The sequence below is a fragment of the Chromohalobacter israelensis DSM 3043 genome (assembly GCF_000055785.1).
GTDB lineage: Bacteria > Pseudomonadota > Gammaproteobacteria > Pseudomonadales > Halomonadaceae > Chromohalobacter > Chromohalobacter israelensis.
In genome coordinates, this window is sequence record NC_007963.1 from 1,591,885 (window position 1) to 1,615,389 (window position 23,505).

21 protein-coding genes and 1 pseudogene are annotated in these 23,505 nt (G+C 56.5%); 6 read left to right on the forward strand and 16 right to left on the reverse strand.

Going from position 1 to position 23,505, the window contains the following annotated elements; genetic code table 11:
* Positions 1-379 precede the first annotated feature (379 nt).
* Together CSAL_RS17425 and CSAL_RS17430 are read left to right on the forward strand one after the other, a co-directional pair.
* On the forward strand, positions 380-1,276 hold the full coding sequence (locus CSAL_RS17425) for a DUF6731 family protein (RefSeq protein WP_148266807.1): 897 nt from the start codon (positions 380-382) through the stop codon (positions 1,274-1,276).
* Positions 1,239-1,673: a hypothetical protein gene (locus CSAL_RS17430; RefSeq protein WP_148266808.1), complete on the forward strand. Its 435-nt coding sequence runs from the start codon at positions 1,239-1,241 to the stop codon at positions 1,671-1,673. The genes CSAL_RS17425 and CSAL_RS17430 overlap by 38 nt, the downstream gene beginning before the upstream one ends.
* Positions 1,674-1,941: 268 nt before the next feature.
* Here CSAL_RS17430 and CSAL_RS17700 read toward each other — a convergent pair whose 3' ends face one another.
* On the reverse strand, positions 1,942-2,283 hold the full coding sequence (locus tag CSAL_RS17700) for a LexA family protein (RefSeq protein ID WP_244846521.1): 342 nt from the start codon (positions 2,281-2,283) through the stop codon (positions 1,942-1,944).
* Positions 2,247-2,471 carry a S24/S26 family peptidase gene (locus tag CSAL_RS17705; protein ID WP_244846523.1) on the reverse strand — a complete coding sequence of 75 codons (225 nt, stop codon included), beginning with the start codon at positions 2,469-2,471 and terminating at the stop codon, positions 2,247-2,249. Before CSAL_RS17705 ends, CSAL_RS17700 begins: the two co-directional genes overlap by 37 nt.
* Positions 2,472-2,598: 127 nt before the next feature.
* Here CSAL_RS17705 and CSAL_RS07160 point away from each other — a divergent pair, with 127 nt between their 5' ends.
* On the forward strand, positions 2,599-2,859 hold the full coding sequence (locus tag CSAL_RS07160) for a S24/S26 family peptidase (RefSeq protein ID WP_011506709.1): 261 nt from the start codon (positions 2,599-2,601) through the stop codon (positions 2,857-2,859).
* A 91-nt stretch (positions 2,860-2,950) separates the two neighbouring features.
* On the opposite strand, the pseudogene CSAL_RS17860 reads toward CSAL_RS07160, so the two are convergent.
* Positions 2,951-3,058 (reverse strand): annotated as a pseudogene (locus CSAL_RS17860) (hypothetical protein); the annotation flags it as partial.
* A gap of 249 nt (positions 3,059-3,307) precedes the next feature.
* Here CSAL_RS17860 and CSAL_RS17435 point away from each other — a divergent pair.
* Positions 3,308-4,444 (forward strand): hypothetical protein, encoded by a 1,137-nt coding sequence (locus CSAL_RS17435; protein WP_148266809.1) that lies wholly within the window; start codon positions 3,308-3,310, stop codon positions 4,442-4,444.
* 877 nt (positions 4,445-5,321) lie between these two features.
* Here CSAL_RS17435 and CSAL_RS07165 read toward each other — a convergent pair.
* The 6 genes from CSAL_RS07165 to CSAL_RS17200 form a co-directional block, all read right to left on the reverse strand.
* Positions 5,322-5,846, reverse strand: coding sequence for a cytochrome b (locus CSAL_RS07165; protein WP_011506712.1), 525 nt, complete (start codon positions 5,844-5,846; stop codon positions 5,322-5,324).
* A gap of 633 nt (positions 5,847-6,479) precedes the next feature.
* On the reverse strand, positions 6,480-7,268 hold the full coding sequence (locus CSAL_RS07170; RefSeq protein WP_011506713.1) for an aspartate/glutamate racemase family protein: 789 nt from the start codon (positions 7,266-7,268) through the stop codon (positions 6,480-6,482).
* A 68-nt stretch (positions 7,269-7,336) separates the two neighbouring features.
* Entirely contained in the window at positions 7,337-8,038 is a 702-nt protein-coding gene (locus CSAL_RS07175; RefSeq protein ID WP_011506714.1) for an SDR family NAD(P)-dependent oxidoreductase, read from the reverse strand.
* Positions 8,039-8,208: 170 nt separating this feature from the next.
* Complete coding sequence (gene nhaC / locus CSAL_RS07180) at positions 8,209-9,717, reverse strand: Na+/H+ antiporter NhaC (RefSeq protein WP_011506715.1); 1,509 nt, start codon at positions 9,715-9,717, stop codon at positions 8,209-8,211.
* A gap of 256 nt (positions 9,718-9,973) precedes the next feature.
* Entirely contained in the window at positions 9,974-11,263 is a 1,290-nt protein-coding gene (locus tag CSAL_RS07185; protein ID WP_222832154.1) for a flavin-containing monooxygenase, read from the reverse strand.
* 159 nt (positions 11,264-11,422) lie between these two features.
* Positions 11,423-12,346, reverse strand: coding sequence for a LysR family transcriptional regulator (locus CSAL_RS17200; protein WP_011506717.1), 924 nt, complete (start codon positions 12,344-12,346; stop codon positions 11,423-11,425).
* A 405-nt stretch (positions 12,347-12,751) separates the two neighbouring features.
* Here CSAL_RS17200 and CSAL_RS07200 point away from each other — a divergent pair, with 405 nt between their 5' ends.
* Positions 12,752-13,966 carry an ABC transporter substrate-binding protein gene (locus CSAL_RS07200; protein ID WP_011506718.1) on the forward strand — a complete coding sequence of 405 codons (1,215 nt, stop codon included), beginning with the start codon at positions 12,752-12,754 and terminating at the stop codon, positions 13,964-13,966.
* A gap of 150 nt (positions 13,967-14,116) precedes the next feature.
* Here the strand turns inward: CSAL_RS07200 and CSAL_RS07205 are convergent, their stop codons facing one another.
* The 7 genes from CSAL_RS07205 to CSAL_RS07235 form a co-directional block, all read right to left on the reverse strand.
* A complete protein-coding gene (locus CSAL_RS07205; RefSeq protein ID WP_011506719.1) occupies positions 14,117-15,061 on the reverse strand; it encodes a branched-chain amino acid ABC transporter permease in 945 nt (314 codons plus the stop codon).
* The gene (locus CSAL_RS07210; RefSeq protein WP_011506720.1) at positions 15,061-15,930 is read right to left on the reverse strand and encodes a branched-chain amino acid ABC transporter permease; all 870 of its coding nucleotides are present in this window, start codon (positions 15,928-15,930) and stop codon (positions 15,061-15,063) included. The genes CSAL_RS07205 and CSAL_RS07210 overlap by 1 nt, the downstream gene beginning before the upstream one ends.
* Before the next feature lie 3 nt (positions 15,931-15,933).
* Positions 15,934-16,641, reverse strand: coding sequence for an ABC transporter ATP-binding protein (locus CSAL_RS07215; RefSeq protein WP_011506721.1), 708 nt, complete (start codon positions 16,639-16,641; stop codon positions 15,934-15,936).
* On the reverse strand, positions 16,638-17,456 hold the full coding sequence (locus tag CSAL_RS07220; protein WP_011506722.1) for an ABC transporter ATP-binding protein: 819 nt from the start codon (positions 17,454-17,456) through the stop codon (positions 16,638-16,640). Before CSAL_RS07220 ends, CSAL_RS07215 begins: the two co-directional genes overlap by 4 nt.
* A gap of 272 nt (positions 17,457-17,728) precedes the next feature.
* A complete protein-coding gene (locus tag CSAL_RS07225; RefSeq protein WP_011506723.1) occupies positions 17,729-19,483 on the reverse strand; it encodes a methyl-accepting chemotaxis protein in 1,755 nt (584 codons plus the stop codon).
* A 107-nt stretch (positions 19,484-19,590) separates the two neighbouring features.
* Positions 19,591-21,213, reverse strand: coding sequence for a Na+/H+ antiporter NhaC family protein (locus tag CSAL_RS07230; protein ID WP_222832155.1), 1,623 nt, complete (start codon positions 21,211-21,213; stop codon positions 19,591-19,593).
* Between the two features lie 408 nt (positions 21,214-21,621).
* Positions 21,622-21,981 (reverse strand): hypothetical protein, encoded by a 360-nt coding sequence (locus CSAL_RS07235; RefSeq protein WP_011506725.1) that lies wholly within the window; start codon positions 21,979-21,981, stop codon positions 21,622-21,624.
* Between the two features lie 507 nt (positions 21,982-22,488).
* Here CSAL_RS07235 and CSAL_RS07240 point away from each other — a divergent pair.
* Complete coding sequence (locus CSAL_RS07240) at positions 22,489-23,487, forward strand: zinc-dependent alcohol dehydrogenase family protein (RefSeq protein ID WP_011506726.1); 999 nt, start codon at positions 22,489-22,491, stop codon at positions 23,485-23,487.
* Positions 23,488-23,505: the final 18 nt, after the last annotated feature.

Here is a 23,505-nt window from a genome sequence, read left to right on the forward strand (position 1 = left end):
ATAAAAGAAATTGAAACAAGGGGAACTGAATGCTTTGGGGGTATCGCATCCGTCGCCATTTTTGTCATTGCTATCATCGTGACCGTGAGGGTCATGTAAGATCAGCGGCAGAAGGGGAAAAACGGTTTCATAAGTTTTATCGTTGGCTGTTTCGTTGGCGGATTCTTTGGGGCTTTCCTGTTTGTCATTTTTGGTATCGTCGCGATTTTTGCTAACTAGGTTTCGGTGGGGAGCTCAGCGGTAGGAAACCCCATGATTCAGAGTTTATTTATCCAAGAATAGATGCACGAAGTGAAGATTTGTATATTTTGAGCTTCATTTAAGAATCTGTTGTTTTTTAATTATAAATTAATATAAGGCTTGATAGTGCGAGGTGTTTATGCCTGTTTATGACCAAAAAGAATTTTCCATTGACTTTTTTTCGGGGATGGTTGGTAGCGATGCTGATGGAGGTGTAGATATATTCTCCACCTTCTCAGAGATCTGTGACCTCGAAGAAAGGCCTTCTTATCATCTTGGATCATTCGAGTATCAACTTAGATCTATGAGTAAGGCTGGAGGTACGATTAAAGGAGTCCTTGCGAAATTCAGAACTTCTGACCTTCCTCATGCTGGAAGTCCGGCAGGAGAGGAAAGAGAGCTGGAGCTTGAAGCACAAGAAGGCTTGATAGAAAAAAACCACTTCCTTGTAAAGAAAGATAAATGTGTGGTCGTTTTTCAGAGAAATGGTCATGCTGCCAGGATCGGGCGCCTTAGTGAATATATCTCAAGTTATTTAGGCGAGACGGTTATTTTTAACCCAATTCTTCAGCCCGATGCTGTAGAGCGTATGCTGGATGATAACTTAGAACCCGTTACTATTGAGTTGTCATACGCACCACCCACTAACCCAGACTATTTTCCTGAGGATGACTGGGGGGAGCGATTTGCTAAGCTTGCTGACTTGGGGAATAGCTCTAGAATAAGAGTGAACTTAAGCGCCGACAGAAGATCTGCTGATCGGGATAAACATACTCTCTGGCCAGGCTTGAAAAAAGCAGCAGAATCGATAGTTAAAACACGCAATGCTTCTGTTGCTCGTGTTAAATTAACAGATGGTGAGCACGATTATCCGATAGACCTTATTGCGGATAGGCTGACTGACACCCAGCTTGTTGAAATGAGAGGTAGGTATCCAGTGCTCGACTCAATGTTTGCTGCTTTAGCGAATAGCTACGGCTCCTTGAGAGATGACATCAATGAAATTTTTGGACAGCCGGATCGCCGCGTTTCTTAGTGTTTTGTTATCCGCTTATTTTGGTTACAAAACCTATTGTAGCTTAAGCGGGTATGAAGATTTAAGACTGTCTGCCAGTGTTTTTTCGACACTGGCAGCAACTTTGTTTGGTTTTCTAATAACTGCGCTATCTATTTTGGTAGCAATAGCAGACAAAAATTTTATAGTTAGGATTAGGGTTACTGGGCACTTTTACAAACTGGTTTCTAAGCTTTTTTGTGTGGCTGGTCTTTTGCTGCTATCGATTGTCTCAGGGGTTTTGGCATTGGTAGCTGGAGACAAAGATCTTGTTATGCTGCTTATTTCGGCTTCTCTTTTTTTTCTGATGCACTCATTTTTCTTGTTCGTGGGTGTAGGGATGAAATTTAAGAAGGTTTTTGAGATTCTTTCTAAGTAATATAATTATGTTTCGATTGTTTTTTGACCATAGGTAAAATTCCGAACGTAAAAAATACGCCGATATTATGGTTACCCTCAGAACTTTGCCTGGGGGCTTCCCATTTCTTCGTCGCTGTGTGAGAAAGTCGCGGCGCAGTTGCCATGCTGCCCTTATTTCGCTGCCCCCCCTAGACGGATGGTGTCGCGTTTCATCTCACGGTTGAGCTTGTCGACCAGGGCGAGCATGAAAGCACCTCTATTGATTTTTGTTTATGTTTTGCTTAGTTTTATGAGTATTGGCTAAGGTATGCTGGCGCTAGTGGTATGCGATGTGGCTCGGATTGTGCCAACAGGCCCGGCAACGGGCCTTTTTTTATTTCCCTACGCCTGCCCGGTGCGCATGCACGTTGTGCGTGACTACCCCCCCACACATGACACTCCCTGCCTTCCATCGGTATCGGCGCGTAATTCGGGGTGCCCGGCAAGAGGTACGGGCGCTTGCCGATCGTGCCGAGCTTCTTGACTGTGAGGTCGCCGTCGATGGCCATGACAAGAATGTCGCCGTCGCGAGGATCGAGCGAGCGATCGACGATCAGTAGGTCTCCATCGTGTATCCCATGCTGAACCATGGAATCTCCTTGGGCGCGTGCGTAAAACGTCGCGCTGGGGGCTGCACGAGATGGCTGACGAGATCCAGCTCCGCCTCGGTGTAATCGTCGGCCGGGCTAGGGAACCCTGCGCGGACGGTGCCCGCCGCGAGGGGGAGTGACGTGACAAGCGAGGCGAGATCCTGAGCGCCGATGTATATCGCGTGCATGAGCTCCTCCTTGTGTTCCACTTGTGCTGTTTATTTATACAGTATTAAGCTAAGCACCGAGAAGACGGCAAATGCTTATGTAATGAGCAAGCCGCGTTAGCCACCTTCAACGGCGCAGGGAGTCAGCATGCGTGTGCACTATGTGGGACCGCTCGTGGCGGATCTCGACCATCCAGCGATGCGAGGCTATGACGCGTCACAGTTTCCGTCGAGCTGCTATCTGGTAGAGATCGGGGATGATGGCGGCATCGAGGGGCCTCTCATCGAGGGGGACGTACTGGTTGTCGATGAGCAGCGTCCCGCCGGGCACGCGGACCTGGTGGTGGACCTCTGGAAGGTGAGCAGCGGCTCTTCAAGAGCCATCGCATCGGTGGGCGCTTGCGCCTGATGCCGACCGTCGGCCCCAAGGAATCGCGATGGGCCAGGCGCTCGGAGCTGCGGGCGTGGTGGTGAGCCAGGCGCGGCAGTATGGGGGGTAGCTAACTACAAATTGCTCCGCATGGTGTGCCGTCGTTATCCCCATCAAGCCGTCCGTTCCCGCATTGCTGTAGGTGGAAGACAGCTTCTTCACATGACGTTATGGCGCCACAGGTCTTGAAGGTGGCGCAGCTGAAATGTACCTAGTAGTCGCAGCTCGCGAGACCCGGTCCCCTTCGAAGTTGAAATTGCAGTCGCAATAGAACAATTCGTGCTGGTCGTAGTAGACCTGGGCTTCAGCGATCCGTTTGGCAGCTGAAAATGCAGTGGTCGGAGTTGAAAAAAATAATGCTGCTAAAGAAATCCGATGTGAGGCCGATTAATACTAGTGCTATATGCATAGATTATTTGAGGTAAATATGAGCCAGGAGAGACAAGACTTGATTGTTAATTCTATCAAGAGTGAGGAGAGTGCGCGCGTAGTTTCAAGAGTTCAAGCGGCCGCATCGGGAATGGCGGGGCTTACTTGGGTCGGAGGGGTTATAGGCTTTCTTCTGTTGTTCGTTTATTTAAAGATAATTGGGAGGAGTGATATATTTTTATCCTCGCTTGAGTTGGGGCCCTCCTTGCTATTTGTCGTATTTATGAGCGGTTTTATTTGGCTTTGGTTGTTGGTCTCGTTAATAGCGCCGTCGTATCTTGTGAGCATGGCTGACAATATTCCTTCAAAAATTATCAAGCCAAATGCGTTTGGTTCGAATGTGACTATCAAGCTGGCATTTGTGGGCGTTGTAGCTTGGGTTTTGATAATTTTGTCAAAGATTTTAATTTATTACGAATCGATTAACTTTCCTGCATTGGTTCTTTTGATCTTTCTTTTCCTGTTGAGCGGGCGCTATGTGTTTTTGAATAAAGCTAAAGTTAAGCCTAAGGGAGAGGGTGAAAAAAAATGGAAATACAATGGGAAGGTTTGGACTCTGTGGGTTTCTTATGCTTTAGCTGTGACAGGGGCTTCTATAATTAGTTTGTTGGTAGCTGTCTTGGTATTAAAGACTCACTACTGGAAAGATAGTGAGTCAGAGTTATACTTGTCATTTGTGGTGGTGGCAAATATGCTAGCCACACTGCTTCCTGCTTTTTTCTATTCTGTTGCCGTGAGAAACAATCCAAAATCAAAGTGGCTAGGCGTTTCCATAGGTGTGCTGGTTTTTTCAATGGTAGTAGCTATGGCTTCTCCGTCTACGGTGAAATGGACATTTGTAAAGGTCTTAAATATTGTAGGGGTTAGCGATTACAATATAAGAGATTACTATATATCTGGGGAGGAATACAATAGCGAAATGTTAGACTCGGAAAAATGGGGGGTGATTCCTTATGGCGACAAAGGGTTTGGTGTAACAGCAATTATGCTATATAGGTTTGGCAGTATAAGCCTCCTTTGTCCACAAGACTTCCCTGTCGGTAATAAAAATTTGTTGACTTGGAATGAGAGGGTGGGGGAATGTATCCCTTTTAGTGATAAGTATACCTTTCCGTTAAACGAGAGTGTTAAATAGCGGTGCATTTGTAGTGTTTTGGTAGCCTGACCATCAAAGCCGTAATCGGTGAGCTGATTCATGCGACGAACGATGCGGGGATCACACTCATGACGCTTGTACTATGGGGGCTCGTGGGGATGCTGGGCGTTGTGATTTGGGTGTTTGGCTGTATTGCGGCGCGATGTCACCTCGTTCTGTTCGCACGACACTTCTGAGTGCTGCCTGCCGTCCATCTCCTGGACGGCTTTTCCAAGGTCGCTCATCAGAGTTCTTCAAGTACTTGATAAGGAAAAATATGTTGATTGCCCGGTCTGTAACCGAGAGATGAAGGAGAAAAATCTTCCCAAGCATTTGAGGCGAGAGCATTCTGCAGAGGGCGTCATAAATGTAAAAAAGCCCATGTTCAATACTTCTGACGCCAAGGCAAGAAGAGCATTCCGTAAAGCAAATGATAAGAAAGTCGTGTCGAATCATTCGCTGCGAGATATGAGCCCGGTGCAGCGGCGTAGATATCTGGACGCGCTTGATAGGCCAGATCGTGAAGAGAGCAGGGACATCATGGATAGTGGCTGTGTCTTCCATGGAGGAGGGTATGGTCTGGGAAAAAGCCGTAAACACTAATGTTAAATAGCTGTCAAAGTTTGAAGCTATCTCATTTCTTGCTGCACTGCCAACGCTTTAGAGCCGCCTCCGGCAGCCGGCTCCCTTGTATTTGGATGAGGCCCTGTCGTGAGACTCCTCGCGCGCCGTCGTCGCCCCCCCCCCCCGCCTGCGCGCTAAAGCCTGTCGCTTTTCACGCACTCGTGCAGGCGGTCAATACAGCCCGGCCGCTGATATAGCAGCGGCAGGGAAGTGGGCCATCAAGGGGGCGCTAGACGGTACGGACCGTGAACGCCTAGCGCCCGAGCATCCGGTGTAGCGTGTCGTCACGCCGGATCAACCGGTGGTAGCCGGCCATGAGGATATGTCCGGTCACCAAGGCAGAGAGGAGCCAGGAAAGTGGTGCATGGAGTTGGCCGAACGCGGCGGCCCAGGGCACATCGGCGTCGGTCCAATACGCCGTGCCGAAGACATATACGCCGTAGCCCGCCCCCCAGGTGAATGCCATGCCCGAGAGCGGCATCAGCAGCAGCACCAGATACATCAGCACATGCCCCCATATCGCCGCCTTTTGAAGTGCGCCACGGTGCTCCGGCCGGTGCCTGAGCTGCGAGATGGCCCACAGCGTGCGCATGGCCATCAAGGCGAGAATGCCGACGCCGATGGTCGTGTGCCACTGCACGATAGCCTGACTGTAGACGTTTCCCTCCCACAGGATATTGAAGAACGAGCTGGTCAGCTGAAGGATGACCAGAATCGCGATGAGCCAGTGCAGGCATCGCGTGATGCTGCCGTAGTGGCTGGGTGAGTCACGCAACATGACGCAGATCCGTATAAACGAGAATATTTCATATTCTCATCTTTGGATTAAGATTTCCTCATCGATGTTCTCGCTATTTGATGCTTCGTCCCGGCTACGTGGCACGGCGCGCTCACGTGTGCTTGTTCGGCATCGCAGTTCGGCGAGCAGGATATGCCTGATGTCCATCAGTTGGGCTGAGGAGGCGATCTGGTCGGCAGTGGGACCTGAGAGGGCTGGGTGAATATAGTAGCCGCGCGGCTTTGACGGTGGTCATGGCGTCGAAATGTTCGCCGAGACGGCAAAGGAAATCTAGGCCGCTCTCCTCTCTGGTCGATGTGGATGTCGCGGACTGTGTCGCCGGTCACCGGCTCGAGCGTGTAGCGATGGTGCCGTTGACTTCACTCATGGTGACATCGTACCAGCTCTGGGTGCGCTTTCTGCCCCTTACGTGGCTAGAAAAAGTCCTGGATCGTGCGTGAAACCCACAAGCAGGCATTGTAATACTATCAGCAGACCAAGAATCTGCTGGTGAGCTATGCCACCAATCCGATAGGCTGCTTCTGATTCTTGAGTTGGCTTGTACATTCGTGAGCGTCGTCCCGGAACCCGCATTGGGACGACGCTTTACACCTTTTGCCGGGCAGGGTGTTATCAGCGTAATGACAGTGCGTCTCTGCCTCCTTCGATGGCCGTGCTTGGAACACCGGCAAATGCATTGGCGTAGCTTTTGACTAGGCTGGTCGTCTGAGCAACTCCAGTCATGGCTTCCAGATATTTCACGGCTATGGCGGAAGCATCGACGATTGGCACTGCGGTGCCGGTGATCTGGTAATGGCCGGCCCGACGCAGTAGGGGTCCATAATAGGCACACCCAACTAGGATGATCTCGGCGCCATCGGCGATACATTGTCGCGCCACGTTCTCGAAGCGCGGCAGAAAGCGTGACTCGGGATGCGTGAGCGATTCCTTTAGTAAGTTTGTATCGGAAAAGGGCCTGATGGTGCGAACCGGCTGGCGGATCGCCCGTTCGGACAGGCCATAAGCCTGGATGTCTCTTTCGATGGCGAACGCCGTCTTCTCGGCAACCGTGACCACTGCAAAGCGGTGACCCATGGTGAGGGCAGCCAGCAATGACTGCTCGCCGACGGAGGCAACCGGAATATCCAGCATTTCCCGGGCCTCCCAGAGAGGATCGTTCCAGCAACCCAGCAGCACGCCATCGTAATCCTCATCCTGAGCTTGTATCGCTGCTTCCACCATTAACACCGAGTTTAGATGCTCGGCATAGAGCGAGCGGGTGAAACCACCGCTGTTTTCCAGGAAACGAAAGTCTAGACGGTTACCCGGCGCCACGATCGCCGACATCGATGTGGCCAGCGCCTGCCAGAGTGCCTCGAGCTCTGTCGTTCTTGGCGTGGGATGTATCCAGCACAGTTGCATGTTTCGTCCTCCCGGATGAGTCTCCCCGTGCCGTCGGTCCGGCTCGGCCTTGATCGTCACGTGATGTGTCAGCGAACAATGATTCCGCCACTGATGCACAGGATTTCACCGGTCACGTAGCCTGGACTGCGACAGAACTGCCAGGCCCAATCAGCGATCTCGGCCGGCTGAGCCGCGCGTTTAAGCGGTACTGCCTTGATTCCCTCCTCCAGGCGTCCTCCGGCCCGGGTACCGGGGGTGTCCACCCAGCCGGGAGCCATGGCATTGACGACAATTCCTTGCTCTGCCAACTCGAGGGCCAGCGACTTGGTAATCGATACCACGGCTGCCTTCGAAGCGCTGTACAGCAACTGGTTCGCCGATACGGCGAAGGCATCGACCGTTGCGAACAGCATCATGGACCCTCCATGGTGCATGTGCTCCGAGGCAACGCGGGTAATGTTGAGGGTGCCGAGTACGTTGACATCGAAGATCCGTCGATAGCTCTCTTCATCGAAGGTCTCGAGATTCGATGTCGGGAAGACCCCCGCAGCGTGCACCAACGCCGAGACAGGCTTGTCACCAACGGCGTGATCGATGACCTCGGCGACTTGCTGCTCATCGCAGATATTGGCCTGGACGGGAACCAGGCGAGTATGGTCGGTCAGTTGAGGCTGAGTATCGAGCGCGATAACACGCCAGCCTTCGTCAAGGAAACGCTGCGCACAGGCTTGCCCCATGCCGGATGCGCTACCTGTGACGATGACCGTGGGCGTTGATTCGAGAGACATAATGAAAACTCCTGAGGAAGTGGTTTAGGCGCAAAGGTTTGTATTGGTTGTTATATCGGAATGATCGACATCGCAGCGAAGGGGATAAAAAGCCCCGCTATGGCGAGGCAATGACATACCAAGATCGAGAGTCGATGGTTTCTAGCTGCTCGGATAAGAGGGACAGGTTCCTATGGGTTTTTTTGCACATCAGCGTGGTTTGTTTCACTTTTATTGTCTGACCAAGGAAAGAGAATGTGTGGGGTATCCCTCGTGGTAATGGTGAATCCAGTTGCGGCATAAAGCACCGAAAATGCCATCGAGAAAAAGGCGAAATACATGAAGGGAAGGTAGTCCAGTGTCGCGACACCCAGCACACCCGAAGCATAGATGGCACCGCTTGACCAGGGGAACGTAGGGTCGTTGACCGTCCCTGTATCTTCGATGGTGCGTGACAGGTTTCTGGGCTCGATACCGAAGCGTTGGTAAATGGGTTTCATTATGGTGCCGGTGATGACGGCAGCGAAGCTGAATGAAGCGCCGATCATTAGGGTCAACAATACCAGGGGGATGGTCGCCAGGGAGACGCGACGCACGGAGTTGAGCCAGGGCAGAACGGGACGCATCGTTCCCGTGATGATTCCCGTGCCGTTGAGGACTCCACCCAGGCCGACAGCGAAGAAAAACAAGGCTGCCAGGGGATACATGCTCTGCACGCCACCACGGTTGAGTAACGAATCGAGATTGGTCAGTCCGGTCTCGATTGAGAATCCCTGATAGAGCACGGCCAGTGTGTCATCGAGGCTTGCCCCCTGAAGCGGGATAGCCATCAGCCCACCGACCACGGCACCTACCAATATGGATGTGTAGGCAGGCTGCTTGGCGATCAGAAGACCAACCACGATGACCAGAGGCACGGCAGAGCCCCAGGTGATGTTGAAGTGATCCTGGAGACCTGCGCGAATGGCATCGATCTGCTGTGCGTTCGCGGCCAGATCTCCTGCACTGCTACCCGTGGACAGACCAATGACCAGGAACACGATCAGAGTCAGAACGATGGCGGGCAGGGTCGTCCATAGCGTGCGCCGAATATGCTCGAGCAACGTGCTGCCGGAAACCGCTGGTGCCAGGTTAGTGCTATCCGAGAGGGGAGACAGCTTGTCACCGAAATAGGCGCCGGAAATGATGGCCCCGGCCGTAATTCCGGGGTCAATGCCGATGCCCGCACCGACACCCATCATGGCGATGCCCATCGTGCCCATGGTCCCCCAGGATGTGCCCGTTGCCAACGACGTTGCCATGCAGAGCAACACCGTGGTGATCAGGAAATATTGAGGTGAGATGATCGAGAGACCGCCGTAAATGATGGCCGGCACCGTACCCGAGAGCATCCAGGCACCGATGAGGGCACCGACGGCAAAGAGGATGAACATCAGCGGGATGACCTGCTTGATCGCATCGCAGGCGTGTTTCTCGATGTATGCGAAGGAAAAGCCGTTCAGTACGCCTAGCCCCATGGCGGCTATCAGACTCATCAGCATGACCAGTTGCAGCGACGCGCCGAGCAACACATAACAGATGAAGATGAAGGAGATGATCAGAATGAGTGAGGAAAATGCTCTGGAAAAGCTCAAGCTTATTGCTTCGTCAGTTGTAGAGTCGTCCGAGTCTCTTCTTGAAGTGTTCTCATGATTGAACATGTTTCCACCTGCTGTTCATTGTTGTGATATCGAGCGTTCACCTGGCAGTGACAGACTTGCCATTCAGTCGCTGGCTGCAGGCGATGCCGTTTCGATAATTCAGGGAGTTGTGTTGTTCTATTGAATCCATTATCGATTGGGTTTCGGTGTGTTTATTCGGCTTTTTCGGAGGTTCCCCCATTCTGTGAGAATGATGAAGATTGCATGTCGAGCAATAGTTACAAGCTCGGTTTATTTGCCGTTCCCATAGATAAGTTCAAGAGATTCCGTAGCGCTTTTTCGATAAGGTGGTGGGCGATCTCATGAAGGCTAGACGACGTTGTGTCTCGTCGAAGTCGGCTTGCCAGAAACGCCGCACGATATCGATCCGTGTTTCGGGGGTGTCGCTCTCGCGAAAGCGTTCGGCAAGATCGGTCATGCCGGACTCTTGAAGTCTCAGCATGTCGGCGATGAGATGGGCTTGAGCACAGTAGACCGGCCACTGAGGGCCTCGCGGCGCGCAAAGGCCGACGAAAAAAAGCGACTCAAGCATGGTCGGAAGGATCGCCGCGGCGGTGCGAAGAGGCACGCCCTCTTGCCACTCGAGAAGCTCATCGCTGATGAATGGCAGCCGCACATTGAAGCCCGTGGCCCAGAGGATGGTGCCGAATTCATCACTGCTTCCATCAGTGAAAAACACGCGATGACCCTCGATTCGTTCGATACCGGGCATGACCTTGACGCGTCCATGATGAATCCAGTAAGGAAGCAGGGTGTTGACCACGGGAGGCTGAGCATCGAGGTCGAACGTTTCCGGGGTCGGTAGTCCCGGATACCGCTCGGCTGGGCCGAGCGAGGCGTAAATGAGCAGGTGGGTCAGCATGCCTTGTTGTTCGGGCGGCAACTCGTTCAGAAACGATAATTCCGAACGTGGCTGGCCACACAATGTCTTTGGCTGGAACACCTGGCCTCGACGAATCACGATGGAGACATCGTGACGGTGTTGAGCGGCGTCCACGGCCAGGTCACAACCCGAGTTGCCGAAGCCCACGACCAGGGTTTTTCCTTCCAAATCGTCGACGCTGTTGTATTCGCAGGAGTGCAACGATTTGCCGGTGAAGTTACTGGCCACGTCGGGGACCTTGGGGTCCCAGAGATGCCCATTAGCCACCATGACACCTCGATAGTACCGGGTTTCACCGTTGGACAGGACGACGCGCCAGCCCGACTCACCCCGTCGGCCAAGAGGATGAATACGCTCGATGCCGGTTTCGAATCGAATGTAGCGTTCGAGATCGAAATATCTGGCATAAGCCTCCAGGTAGTCGCGAACCTGATCGCGGCTCGGATAGAGCGGGTAGTCATCCGGCATCGGGAAATCCTCGAATGCCGAGCTATCACGCGGAGTAATGAGATGCAGTGCTTCATAATCTGTGTGCCAGTGGCCTCCAACGCGGTTGCTTTTCTCAAAGCAATCGACATCGAAACCTTCTTCGCGCAGAGTCTTGAGGGCGGCCATGCCGGCGGCGCCGGCGCCAATGATGCAATAGCGAGGTGGTTCCATCATTATCTCCCGAAACGGGCCTATGCCGTTGTTCAAGGGTACGGGGTTACTATCCCGCTACTCGGGAGGTAGATGAAGTAGGTATGGGGGATGCTTCGTATAGGCATTGCCTTTGGCTGGGATAGACGCTTTTCGTCACCTGCACGATAGGGCGTCATCGTTTCAGCTTGCGAGATGACTATAGCGACTTTGTATGGATTGGAGTTGCTTGCGCATCATACCAAGCAGCACGTGTGTCGCCGGTGATAGTGGAGTGTCGCGGTGCTGAATAAAGGCAAAGACCTCGAACAACGGCGGCTCGAGTGGGACCCATCCGAGACGATCCTGATAGCCAAGATGATGCAAGATAGGCTGCGTGGCGATGACATCGCCTAAGCCGCGTGCGGCGAGTTCGAAACCGGTGACTTGATGCTCAACTTCAATAATGGGAGATAGCACTACGCCGGCTCTCTGGGCGCGCAGGTTTAGTTGGTGACGAATTGGATCGCCTCTATGCCAGCGAGCCTCGGTCAGGATCAGCGGAGCTTCAGCCAGTGCCCTGATGTCCTTGTATCCCTTCAGATGATCGGACTCCGCGCTGATATAGCCGACGCGTGCAGACCATACGGGTTCCCCAACTTTCAAGTTCCGCTCTTCAACCGGCAGCATGACCAGGCCGGCTTCCAGTTCTCCCTCGCTTACGGCGCATGCGACTTCAGCTGAGTTATAGCCTTGCAATCGCAGACGCATGTCGGGATATCGAGTACGAAAGTTGGTGATTAGCTCATTCAGAAAGTAATGATGCGCGCTGCCGAAGGTTCCAAAACTGGCTACACCGCCGCTCATCTCGCGATAGGTCTGAACGGAATGTTGCCCTTGACGTGCCGCATCCAAACAGGCCCTGGCATGGGGCTCAAAACTACGTCCTGCCTCCGTCAGGCGAAGGCGCCGATTAGTGCGTACGAAGAGTGGGCTTCCCAGGGACTCTTCCAGACGAATGATTTGCTCAGACAAGCTAGGTTGGCTGAGGTCGAGACTTTCTGCAGCCTTGGAGAGGGTTCCATGATCAAGAGCCGCAAGGAAGTAAGTGAGTTGTTGGAATGTCATATTATTAGTCCAGTGAGACGCTTGCCCATGGCCAGTATCGGGTGTGGGTGACGAGGTAAATATTCGCCGTCTCTGGCGTCTTGTGTCTAGCGAGGCTTGCAGGATGTCGCTCAGGCGTTACCAGCAGATCAGGAATCTGCGTACCAGCCACAACACCAATTCGTTGAGTTTTCTATGAATCCAACGAAAAAAGTAGTGTGTGGTTGGTAAAAATTAGCCTGCTACGTAATCGTTGAGTTTTGCTCGCGACTGTCGGTGTGCCGAATGGGCGTTGATCATCGTATGACGCAGTGCTTTGTCTAATGTCAGCGATCCGCTTATGCTGGACGTCGGGTTGATAGCAAAATGAAGGGTCATACCCGCCGATCAATCAACAATTAAGGTCTGCACAAGGAGTCTTCTGCAATGACCGTCAAGAAACCGCTTATCGGTGCTATTTCCGCGGTGGCCCTGGCCACCAGTATTTCCGCCCTGGCCGAACCGCTCAAGATCGGTGTGCTGGTGCCGCTGACCGGCGACCTGCAAAGCTATGGCGAACCCGCGCTCAAGGCGGCGCAACTCGCGGCCAAGGAGATCAATGCTGCCGGCGGCGTGCTCGGCGAAGACGTCGAGATCAGCAGTGGCGACACTCAGACCTCGCCGCAGCCCGGCGTCGCCGCGGCCCAGAAGCTGGTCAACATCGAGGGCGTCAACGCGATCATGGGCGCGCTCTCCAGTGGGGTGACCATTCCCGTGGCGCAGAGCGTTGCCAAGGCCGAGCAGATACCGCAGGTCAGCAGCGCCTCGACTTCGCCGGTCATCACTTCGCTGGATGACGACGACTTCCTGTTTCGTACCGTACCGTCTGACGCCTTCCAGGGCGTAGCGCTCTCCGAAGTGACCCAGGAGAAGGGCTACGAAAACGTCAGCATCATCTATATCAACAACGATTACGGCAAAGGGTTGGCCGAGGCTTTCACCCAGGCCTTCGAAAAGGCGGGGGGCACGGTGTCCGCCACGGTGGCCTACGAACAGGGCCAGGCGGCCTATCGCGGCGAACTGCAGCAGGCGGCCAGCGACGATGCGGAGGCGCTGGTCCTGGTCGGCTATCCGGAGAACGGGCAGACCATCCTGCGTCAGGCGCTGGAAGGCGGTTTCTTCCGAAACTTCGTGTTCACCGACGGCATGAAGGCCCCCGAGCTGGTCGACAACCTGGGGGCGCAATATCTCGAGGGCTCGGTGGGCACCGTGCCGCAGGCCCGCGACGACTCCCCGGGCGCCCAGCATTTCAGCAGCGCCTATGAGAGCGAATACGACTCGCTGCCGCCCAAGCCCTATCTGGATACCGCCTACGACGCCTTCTATCTGCTGTCGCTGGCGGCTCAGGCGGCGGGTTCCACCGACAGCGTGGCGATTCGCGACCAACTGCGCGCGGTGGCCAATCCGCCGGGCGAGCAGGTCGGTCCGGGCGAGTTCGAGAAAGCCGTCAAGCTGCTCGAGGAAGGCAAGGAAATCGATTATGAAGGCGCGTCCGGTTCGGTCAACTTCGACGACAACGGCGACGTGCCGGGGACCTTCGGCGAGTGGACGTTCAAGGATGGCGAAGTGGTGACCAATCGAATCTTCGAACCCAAGATGTAATCGCTCGTCGGGCGGTCGGATGTCGTCTGGCCGCCGCGGCGAACGTTTCAGCGCTATTGCCATTCACGCAACGCCCGGCTCAGGCCGGGCGTTGTCGTGACTGTCATGACAGGGAAACGTGCAGGGGAGCCGCTGGAGCGTCGCCGGTACTCAGCGCTTTCTGGCGATCAGCCTGGGCGGTTTCTCGGGGAGCACCCCCTCTGGCCGAGTGACCAGGATGACTTGCAACAGCACTCCGATCAGCAGCACGCGCAGGGCCGCGCCCTGGGTGGCATGCTCGGCGGGCAGCAAGCCGGTGAGCAGCTCGGTCCCCGACCACACGCCCCATACCAGGACGGCGCCGAGAATCGCGCCACGATTGTTGCCGCTGCCGCCGGCGATCAGCATCACCCAGACAAGGAAGGTGCCATAGAGCGGCATGAACGCCTCGGGGCTGAGAAAGCCGAAGAAGTGGGCATAGAGCCCGCCCCCCAGGCCCATGATCGCCGAGCCCAGCACGAAGGCCTGCAGTCGGAAGCCGGCGATCGACTTGCCGGCCGCCGCGGTGGCCGGCTCATTCTCGCGAATGGCGCGCAGCACGCGGCCCCAGGGCGAGGCGTAGGCGCGCTCGACCAGGAAATACACCCCGGCGACGAACAGTGCCACGATCACCAGATAGGTGAGCGGGCTATCCAGCACGGTGTCGGCGAACGGCCGCTCGATGCCGGCGATGCCGCGTACGCCGTTGGTCAGCCAGTCCTCGTTCTTGACGAACAGGCGGACCATCTCGGCGATGCCGATCGAGGCGATGGCCAGGTAGTCGGTGCGCAGCCGCGCGGTGATCAGGCCGACGACCAGGCCGAGCAGCGTCGAGGCGATGACCGCACCGGCCAGGCCGACCAGAAACGGCATGCCGAAGCCGCCCAGGTAGGCGGGACTAGACGGCGTGGTGAGGATCGCGCTGGTATAGGCGCCGACCGCGAAGAAGCCGGCGATGCCGATGTTGAACTGACCGGTGAAGCCCCACTGCATGTTGAGGCCCAGCGCGAGAACGGCGTAGACGCCGGCGAAGGTCAGAAACGAGATCAGGTACGAGGCGATGCCGGAGAGTTCCATCACACAGTCCCCTTGAAGATGCCCTGCGGACGCAGGATGAGCATGCCGACCATGATCGCGAAGGCCACGGCGGGTTTGTAGGCGGCAGGAATCAGCAGCGTCGACATCTCCATCGACACGCCGATGATCATGCCGCCGGCAATGGCGCCGTAGGGTCGGCCGATGCCGCCGAGAATCGCCGCCGCGAACACCGGCAGCAGCGCGGTCCAGCCCATCACCGGATGCAGGCGCGTGTCGATGCCCAGGAACACGCCGGCCGCGCCTGCCAGCGCACCGCCGATCACCCAGGTGACCATGATCACGCGCTCGGCGGGAATCCCCGAGACCAGCGCCAGGTCCATGTTGTCGGACATGGCACGCATCGCCTTGCCCAGCCGGGTGCGCGTCAGGAACAGATGCACGCCGGCGACCAGACCCAGCGAGATCAGCATGATCCATAGATGATCGGGCTTGAGCCGCATTCCGCCCAGCCAGTCGAGCCGCCAAGGAAACTGGATGCCCGAGGTGTACGTCTGGTTGTCGGACCCCCAGATCAGCTGCACCAGGCTGCGCAGGATCAGTGCCATGCCGAACGAGGCGATCAGCAGGATCACCGGCTGGGTGCGGCGAATGCGTCGGTAGAGTACCTGGTCGATGAACACCGCGATCACCGCCATGCCGACCATCGCCGCGGGCAGCGCCCACCACGAACTCAGGCCGAAGGCCGAGATGAAGGACAGGCCAAGGTAGGCCCCCAGGGTCATGAAGTCGCCATGCGCGAAGTGCGCGAAGCGCAGGATGCCGAAGATCATCGACACGCCGATCGCGCCCATGGTCAGGACGCTGCCCAAGACCAGGCCGTAGATGAGAAGTTGCAGGATATCGGTCATGGTTCAGCCTCCCAGGAACATTTCGGCGACTTCCGGGTTGGCCAACAGATTGGGACCGGTGTCTTCGTAGCGGTTGCTGCCGGTGGCCAGCACGTAGCCCCGATTGGCGATGGCCAGTGCCTGCTTGGCATTCTGCTCGACCATCAGCACGCCGATGCCCTGGGCATTTATTTCCTGAATGCGCTCGAAGGTTTCGTCGATCAGCAGCGGCGAGAGGCCGGCGGTGGGCTCGTCGAGCATCAACAGCTGCGGGTCGATCATCAGCGCACGGCCCATGGCGACCATCTGGCGCTCGCCGCCGGACATCAGTCCGGCCTGCTGGCGCCGCCGCTCGGCAAGCTTGGGAAACAGCGTGTAGACCTTGTCGAGACGCTGGGACAGGTCGCCCTTCATCAGGTAGGCCCCCATCTCGAGATTCTCGCGTACCGTCAACGACGGAAAGACGTTCTTCTCCTGAGGTACATAGGCGATGCCGCGGCGGACCATCTGCTCGGGCTTGGCATTGGTGATCGTCTCGCCACGGTAGCGAACTTCGCCCTCGCGGATGCGCAGCAGGCCGAACACCGCCTTCATGGCGGTGGACTTGCCGGCGCCGTTGGGGCCGACGATGACCACGATCTCGTCGGCCTCCACGCGCAGATTGGTGCCCTGAAGGATGTCGGCGCCGCCATAGCCGCCATAGAGGCCCTTGGCTTCGAGCAGGCTGCTCATGAGGACGCTCCTTCATCCGTTGAGTTCTGGCGAGGTGTTTCTTCGCCCATCCGGCCGCTGGCGCCTCCGCCCAGATAGGCCTCGCGGACCTCTTCGTTCTGGCGCAGCGTCTCCATCGAGCCGGAGGCGATGAGCTCGCCGTTGGCCATCACGTGGACCGGCTCGCAGAGCGCCGAGATCAGGTCCATGTCGTGCTCGATGACGCAGAAGGTGTAGCCGCGTTCGCGGTTGAGTCGCAGGATCGCTTCGCGGATCTTGCCGAGCAGGGTGCGGTTGACGCCGGCGCCGGGTTCATCGAGCAGTACCATCTTCGCATCGGTCATCATCGTGCGGCCCAGATCGAGCAGCTTCTTTTGTCCGCCCGAGAGGTTGCCGGCCAGTTCGTCGGCGACGTGGGTGATCTCCAGGAACTTGAGCACGTCGTCGACGCGGTCCAGCACCTCGCTGTCCTGCTGCTTGACCTTGCCCCAGCGCAGCCAGGTCTTGAACAGGTTCTCGCCGCTTTGCCCCGGTGGCACCACCATCAGGTTCTCGCGCACGGTCATGCGCGAGAATTCATGCGGAATCTGGAAGGTGCGTACCAGGCCACGATGGAAGAGTTTGTGGGGCGGAAGGCCGGTGATGTCCTGACCGTCGAGCAGCACGCGGCCGCTGGAAGGGGGAAAGAGTCCAGCGACGATGTTGAACAGCGAGCTCTTGCCGGCCCCATTGGGCCCGATCAAGCCGGTGATACTGCCCTGCGCTACCTCGAAGGAAACGCCCCGTACTGCCTGCAAGCCGCCGAACGACTTGGAGACGTTGTCGATTCGAATCAAGGAAGAATGCCTCGTAAGCGTCTTGTTGTGGTTGTGTGCGCGCGGATCTGGCGGTTAGCCGATTTCCTATCGCCTAGTCGAACTTGTTCACGAAATAACACAATTCAGCCTATCAGGCGATGGATATCGATGTCATGCGTGCATCGACCAGCCTTCGTTCGCTGCAGGGCTGGCCACGCTGGGGCCGTGGAATGTCCCCGCCAGCATGAACTGACTGAAGGCCCTCCCGGACCTTCAGTCGCCAGTTCATCGGATAGGCGTCTCGATCACCGCTAGAACGCTTCCCAGTCATCCCCCTCGCTGGGTACCGGCGACTTGCTTCGCTCGTGTCGCGCCGGCGTCGAGTGTGCTGCCGTCGGCAAAGCCGATGGGCGGGATGTCACCGCTTCCTCGTCTTCGCCGAGTACGAAGCCGTTGATCAACCGGCTCAGACGCTGGGCGTGTTCGCGCATGGCGTCGGCGCTGGCGGAGGTATGCTGGACCATGCTGGCGTTCTGCTGGGTCATGGTATCCATTTCCGTCACCGCGACATTGACTTGGCTGATGCCACTGCTTTGCTCACGCGCGCCTGCGCTGATCTCGCCGATCACATCGGTGACGCGGGCCACGCTGGTGACGATCTCCTGCATGGTCTCGCCCGCATTGCGCACCAGTTCGGCCCCCGAGCGAGTGTACGTGACGGACGTGTCGATCAGCTCGCGTATTTCCCGCGAGGCCTCGCTGGAACGGCGGGCGAGCGTGCGTACTTCCTCGGCGACCACGGCGAAGCCGCGGCCGTGCTCACCGGCGCGGGCCGCTTCCACCGAGGCATTGAGGGCCAGGATATTGGTCTGAAAGGCGATCGAATCGATCATGGTGATGATCTCGCCGATCTTGGCCGCCGAGGCGTTGATGTCGTTCATGGTGCGCTCGACCTGGCTCATCGAGGCCTCACCGCGGCGCGCCACGTCGGCCGTGGACTGGGCCAACTGATTGGCCTGTTGTGCCGAGTCGGCACTCTGCGTGACGGTGGAGGTGATCTCTTCCATCGAGGCCGAGGTTTCCTGCAGATTGGCGGCAGCCTGATCGGTACGTGTTGCCAATTCTTCGCTGCTGCGGGCGATTTCTTCCGAGGCGTGAGAGACCTGAGCGGTGCTGGCTCGCACATCGCGCAGGGTCTCTTGCATGCGTGCCACGAAAGCATTGAATTGGGCCGCCAGTTCGCCGACCTCGTCGCGACTTTCAATGGCGAGTCGCCGAGTCAGGTCTCCCTTGCCTTGAGCGATGTCCTGCATGGCATGGGCGGTGCGACGGATGGGCTGGATGGTGCGCCGGGTCAGCCAGTAGGCGATGAGCGCAACGGTGACGAAAATGGCTGCACCGATCAGAACGGTAACGATCAGAACTTTGCGAAGTTCGGCAGCTTGAGTGGCCTCGACAGCGACCATGGCCTCGTCGATTCCGGTGACATAAGTACCGGCGCCCAGCATCCAGTTCCACTTGTCGATCCCGGTGGCGTAGGAATACTTGGTTTCGACCTCGCCGCTGTCCGGATGCGGCCAGGCGTACTGGTAATGGCCGCCACCCTGCTTGGCGAGGTCGATCATGTCGCTGATCAGCAGGTTGCCATGCTTGTCCTGGGTCTTGAGGGCGTTCTTGCCTATGCTCTCCGGCTTCAAGGGTTGCACCAGAGTCGTGCCTTGATAGTCGTAGACGAAGACATAGTTGCTGCCGTCGAAGCGCATGCTGCTGAGGATCTCTTTGGCGCGGGCCTTGGCTTCGGCGTCGTTGGGGCCGGCCTCGGCGACGATCGGTGCAATGGCAGACTTGGCAGTCTCGATGACGTTCTGTACGGCGGCCTTGCGCGATTCGACCAACATGTCGCGCTGCTCGGCCAGGGCGGTGCGTGATGCCTGGACGAGATCGTAGGCGACCACCCCGATCAACGTCATCGTCGTCAGCAACAATGGAACGAGTACCAGCAGCAGAACCTTGCCCTGCAGGCTTAGCGAAATACCTCGGTGCGTCCCGCGTCTTGTCGTAGCCATCCAGACGAGCTCCCGTTACAGAGTGAATGCTTCTTGTGATTGTCATATCGGCATTTCCGGGAGCGTCTGGATGCGACTTTGGTTAACCCTGCGTCCGCTTTTTCGCGTCAGGTGCGTCTCGAGGCCAAGAGTTTGATGATCACGGCCTGCAGGACCAGCCCGACAGCCAGCAAGATATAAGGGGATGCGATGACGATCGTCCCGAGGTAGAGCAGGGCGCTCACGGAAGCCGGAACGAGCGCATAGGGGATTTGGGTTTTGACGTGTGCGACGTGGTCGGAGCCGGAGAAGATCGAGGCCATGACTGTCGTGTCCGAGATGGGCGAGCAGTGATCGCCGAAAATCGAGCCGGAGAAGATAGCGCCGATCGCCATGCTCACGAGTGTCATGTCGCCGATGTTGTATGCCAGGGGGACCCCGATCGGCGTCAAAATCGCCATGGCACCCCAGGAACTGCCGGTCGAGAAAGATATCACCATGGCAATTGCGAAAATGAGGATCGGCAGTAGCGTCGGCGATAGCCAGCTCTCCGTCGCTGCGATGACGTGATCGCCGGTTTCGAGCGCGCCGGTGACGGTGCCGATCGACCAGGCCAGCACCATGATGACCAGCGCCGGCAGCATGGTCTTGAAGCCCGCCAGCAAGGTGTTCTCGCAGGCTTCCAGCGATTGTCGCTGAAGCAGCGCCATGACGATCCCGACAACGACCATCGCGAACGCGGCCCAACTGAGCGAGACACTGACATCGGTATCCGCGATGGCCTCCATCAGCGGCTTGCCTTCGTTGCCGCCGCCCGTGTACCAGAGTGCCCAGCACGCGACGCCGATGAGTACCACAAGCGGAATCAAGAAATTCCAGACGCGTCCCCGGTCTTCAGGGACCTCACCCAGGTCTTCCTCGACGCTGGATAACGGGTTGTCGCCGGGGGCGACGAGTTCGCCGGTTTCTTGTGCGCGACGCTCGGCGCGTTTCATGGGGCCGAAGTCGCCCATGAGGAGGATCATGGGCACCGAGGCGAGACACAGCAGGGCATAGAAATTCCAGGGTATCGACTGCAGGAAGGCCCAGTAGGGTTGTTCTCCGGTCAAGCTGAGCACGGCGAATGCACCGGCGATGAGCGAGACCTGATAACCGATCCAGTCGGAGACGGGACCCAGGGTCGCCATCGGCGCGGATGTTGCATCGATGGTCCAGGCCAGCTTTTCCCTCGAGACGTTGTGCCTGGCCGTCAGGTCTCGTGAGGCGTTTCCCACGATGACGGAATTGACGTAGTCGTTGAAAAAGATCACGACGCCGAGCAGCCAGGTGAGCAGCAGCGAGCCTTTCGAGGAGGAAACCTTGCCGGAAAGCCACCTGGCCAAGGCCTGGGAGCCACCGGTGGTATGCATGAAGGCTGCGCCGGCGCCGAGCAAGGAGACAAGTACGAGAAAGCGCGCATTCCATTCATCGGTCATCACCTCCGCGAACCAGTCGAACGTCTGGCCAACGGCGGAAATCGGATTGCCTGCAACGATCCAGGCGCCCAGTAAAATACTCAGGAAGAGCGAGATATTGACTCGGCGGGTAAGCAGCGCCAGCACGACGGCGGCGATGGGGGGAGCGAGCGATATGAGAGCATCCATTCGATTTATCACTTTTATCGTTGGCCGGTACGTATCGGAACAGGCGTTGGTCGGTAGACCGATATCCAGTTCCTTTTCCTTGTGTAGCCATTCACGTTTTATCAGCACCTGCGGCTCACCGTCGACTATCCTGCGACTCCGAGCTCTACGCCTATCGTATTAGACGCTGGTGCCTCTCACTGATGAGTGCGTGGAGGGGGGGCCAGCACGAGCACGGTCAGTGCCAATGTCAGTGACAGGAACGCAGGCTGGTCGAGAGCCACTCCGTACAAGCCGCTGATATCGGTACGATCATCAGCAGAATCGGCAGCAGGACCAATGGATAGGCGAGCGCATCTGGAATGAAACGCGGGAGATATGATGGCTGTTAACGTCAGGGTGGGGGTGACCGGTTGCCGCCCAACGGGCCTGCCGTTTACCTGGCTGGCTCCGTGGGGAGACGTGCGACATACACAAGATCGGCTCTGAACGCTCGGTCAGTCAGAAGGCCCACCAGGCATTGCGACTGCCGAGTGCTCAGATTTCGCTCCAGATGCGCTCAATGAAATCGTCGCTGAGCTCCGTGACCATGCGTGTGCGTTTCAGGGTGGCTTCAGCCATGTCGTTGCCGATATCGTGATAGCAGGACGCCATCGAAGCCAGTGTCAGTTGCCCGCCGAGGCCCAGCATGCAATTTGTGAGCTTGTTGCAGGAAGTCGCCATGGTCGAGAGGAACTCGAGTTCATGACGGGCGATATCGTTGCATGTTTCCAGCCATATACCCTGCAGCTTGACCGTCGAGTCGATGGCCTCTCCCCAAGGTTGATACCACCACAAGTACGGACTATCGGTGCTGGCAGGTTGTAAAGGCGTTTCAGGCTGTTTCGACTTGTTCATCGCCTTATTCCTTGGTGAAAGAGTATTCAGTATAGAAGGTTTTTTCTTGCGGCGTTATCTGGTGGCCTTGATGTTGATGGGGATCATTCATATATGAGGCTGGATTGAATCTTGAATTAAAAATGGTTTTATTATTTTGTTATTGATGATGGACGATGCCAGCCTTGGTCTGATTCTGTTGGCAGGCTGACAGCAGAATCTAGTCTTTATGGCTTTGCATAACTGGTTGATCGTGCTGGAAAGCCTGGAGCCTGCCCCATTCTGGATCGCTTTGGTGTCCTGTCACAGCCAAGTCTAGATGCAGCCAGATGGTTCATGACAATTTTTTATAGCGCTTGGTTGATATGGGTCAATGTTTTTATCAATTTTCACATGAGGATTTTTGACAAGAGATATCATGCTCTAACCATCAAGGTTCTGGTTCTTGTCGGGGGAGTGGAGCAATCTCGACCAGGTGGGCACACGGTCGAGACTGTTCAGTGATATCAAGGCTCAGGAATGAACCACATGAAGGCCATGGTACTCGAGAGAAGAGGTGGGCCACTTCAAGAGCGGGAGCGACCTGTTCCTGTACCTGGCCCTGGGCAGGTGTTGCTCAAGGTTGAAGCCTGTGGAGTATGCCGCACCGACCTGCATTTGTTGGATGGTGAGCTGCCGGACATTCTCTATCCTATCGTCCCTGGACATGAAATCATTGGCCGCGTTGCGGGTTGTGGCCCCGGCGTCACGCTCTCTCATGGGGTACGCCTGGGCGTTCCGTGGCTGGGGTACAGCTGTGGTGAGTGCTGGTATTGTCTGCACGAGCAAGAAAACCTATGTGACCGGGCCCGCTTTACCGGTTATCAAATTGATGGTGGCTTTGCGGACTATACCCTGGCGGATCACCGCTTCTGCCTTCCTGTCAATCCTGATTGCGATGCAGCTGAAGCGGCACCGTTAATGTGTGCTGGCCTGATCGGCTACCGTGCTTTAAACATGTGCGGCAGTGGCCTGCAACGCCTGGGCATCTATGGCTTTGGCGCTGCAGCTCATATCGTGGCTCAAGTTGTTTTATGGCAGGGCGTCGAATTGTATGCCTTTACTCGACCGGGAGACGAGGAAGGGCAAGAATTTGCGCGTCACATGGGGGCAATCTGGGCAGGGGATTCCCACCAACTGCCCGATCTGCCATTGGATGCAGCGATCATATTTGCACCCGTAGGTGAGCTTGTACCCGCTGCGCTGCGCGCCGTGCGTAAAGGCGGGGTGGTCGTTTGTGGTGGCATTCATATGAGTGACATTCCCACCTTTCCCTACGCGCTGCTCTGGGGCGAGCGTCAGTTGCGCTCGGTCGCCAACCTGACCCGTAAGGACGGTGAAAACTTCCTTGGCCTGATCTCAAAAGTCGCAATCGACACCCATATAGAGCGGTATCCGCTTCATGCCGCCAACCAGGCACTCAGAGACCTCAAGGAGGGCAGGTTGCAGGGGGCTGCCGTGCTGGAAATGGCGGGAACTGCTGATTGAACAATTAGATAGTAACGA

Excerpts from the sequence above, each read along its gene's own strand:
- nhaC (WP_011506715.1), bottom strand. The coding sequence starts at position 9,717 with ATGTTCAATCATGAGAACACTTCAAGAAGAGACTCGGACGACTCTACA.
- CSAL_RS07240 (WP_011506726.1), top strand. The coding sequence starts at position 22,489 with ATGAAGGCCATGGTACTCGAGAGAAGAGGTGGGCCACTTCAAGAGCGG.
- CSAL_RS17200 (WP_011506717.1), bottom strand. The coding sequence starts at position 12,346 with ATGACATTCCAACAACTCACTTACTTCCTTGCGGCTCTTGATCATGGA.
- CSAL_RS07175 (WP_011506714.1), bottom strand. The coding sequence starts at position 8,038 with ATGTCTCTCGAATCAACGCCCACGGTCATCGTCACAGGTAGCGCATCC.
- CSAL_RS07185 (WP_222832154.1), bottom strand. The coding sequence starts at position 11,263 with ATGATGGAACCACCTCGCTATTGCATCATTGGCGCCGGCGCCGCCGGC.
- CSAL_RS17705 (WP_244846523.1), bottom strand. The coding sequence starts at position 2,471 with ATGCACGCGATATACATCGGCGCTCAGGATCTCGCCTCGCTTGTCACG.
- CSAL_RS17435 (WP_148266809.1), top strand. The coding sequence starts at position 3,308 with ATGAGCCAGGAGAGACAAGACTTGATTGTTAATTCTATCAAGAGTGAG.
- CSAL_RS07210 (WP_011506720.1), bottom strand. The coding sequence starts at position 15,930 with ATGACCGATATCCTGCAACTTCTCATCTACGGCCTGGTCTTGGGCAGC.
- CSAL_RS07235 (WP_011506725.1), bottom strand. The coding sequence starts at position 21,981 with ATGAACAAGTCGAAACAGCCTGAAACGCCTTTACAACCTGCCAGCACC.
- CSAL_RS07200 (WP_011506718.1), top strand. The coding sequence starts at position 12,752 with ATGACCGTCAAGAAACCGCTTATCGGTGCTATTTCCGCGGTGGCCCTG.
- CSAL_RS07205 (WP_011506719.1), bottom strand. The coding sequence starts at position 15,061 with ATGGAACTCTCCGGCATCGCCTCGTACCTGATCTCGTTTCTGACCTTC.
- CSAL_RS17425 (WP_148266807.1), top strand. The coding sequence starts at position 380 with ATGCCTGTTTATGACCAAAAAGAATTTTCCATTGACTTTTTTTCGGGG.
- CSAL_RS07215 (WP_011506721.1), bottom strand. The coding sequence starts at position 16,641 with ATGAGCAGCCTGCTCGAAGCCAAGGGCCTCTATGGCGGCTATGGCGGC.
- CSAL_RS07160 (WP_011506709.1), top strand. The coding sequence starts at position 2,599 with ATGCGTGTGCACTATGTGGGACCGCTCGTGGCGGATCTCGACCATCCA.
- CSAL_RS17700 (WP_244846521.1), bottom strand. The coding sequence starts at position 2,283 with ATGGTTCAGCATGGGATACACGATGGAGACCTACTGATCGTCGATCGC.
- CSAL_RS07225 (WP_011506723.1), bottom strand. The coding sequence starts at position 19,483 with ATGGCTACGACAAGACGCGGGACGCACCGAGGTATTTCGCTAAGCCTG.
- CSAL_RS17430 (WP_148266808.1), top strand. The coding sequence starts at position 1,239 with ATGAAATTTTTGGACAGCCGGATCGCCGCGTTTCTTAGTGTTTTGTTA.
- CSAL_RS07170 (WP_011506713.1), bottom strand. The coding sequence starts at position 7,268 with ATGCAACTGTGCTGGATACATCCCACGCCAAGAACGACAGAGCTCGAG.
- CSAL_RS07165 (WP_011506712.1), bottom strand. The coding sequence starts at position 5,846 with ATGTTGCGTGACTCACCCAGCCACTACGGCAGCATCACGCGATGCCTG.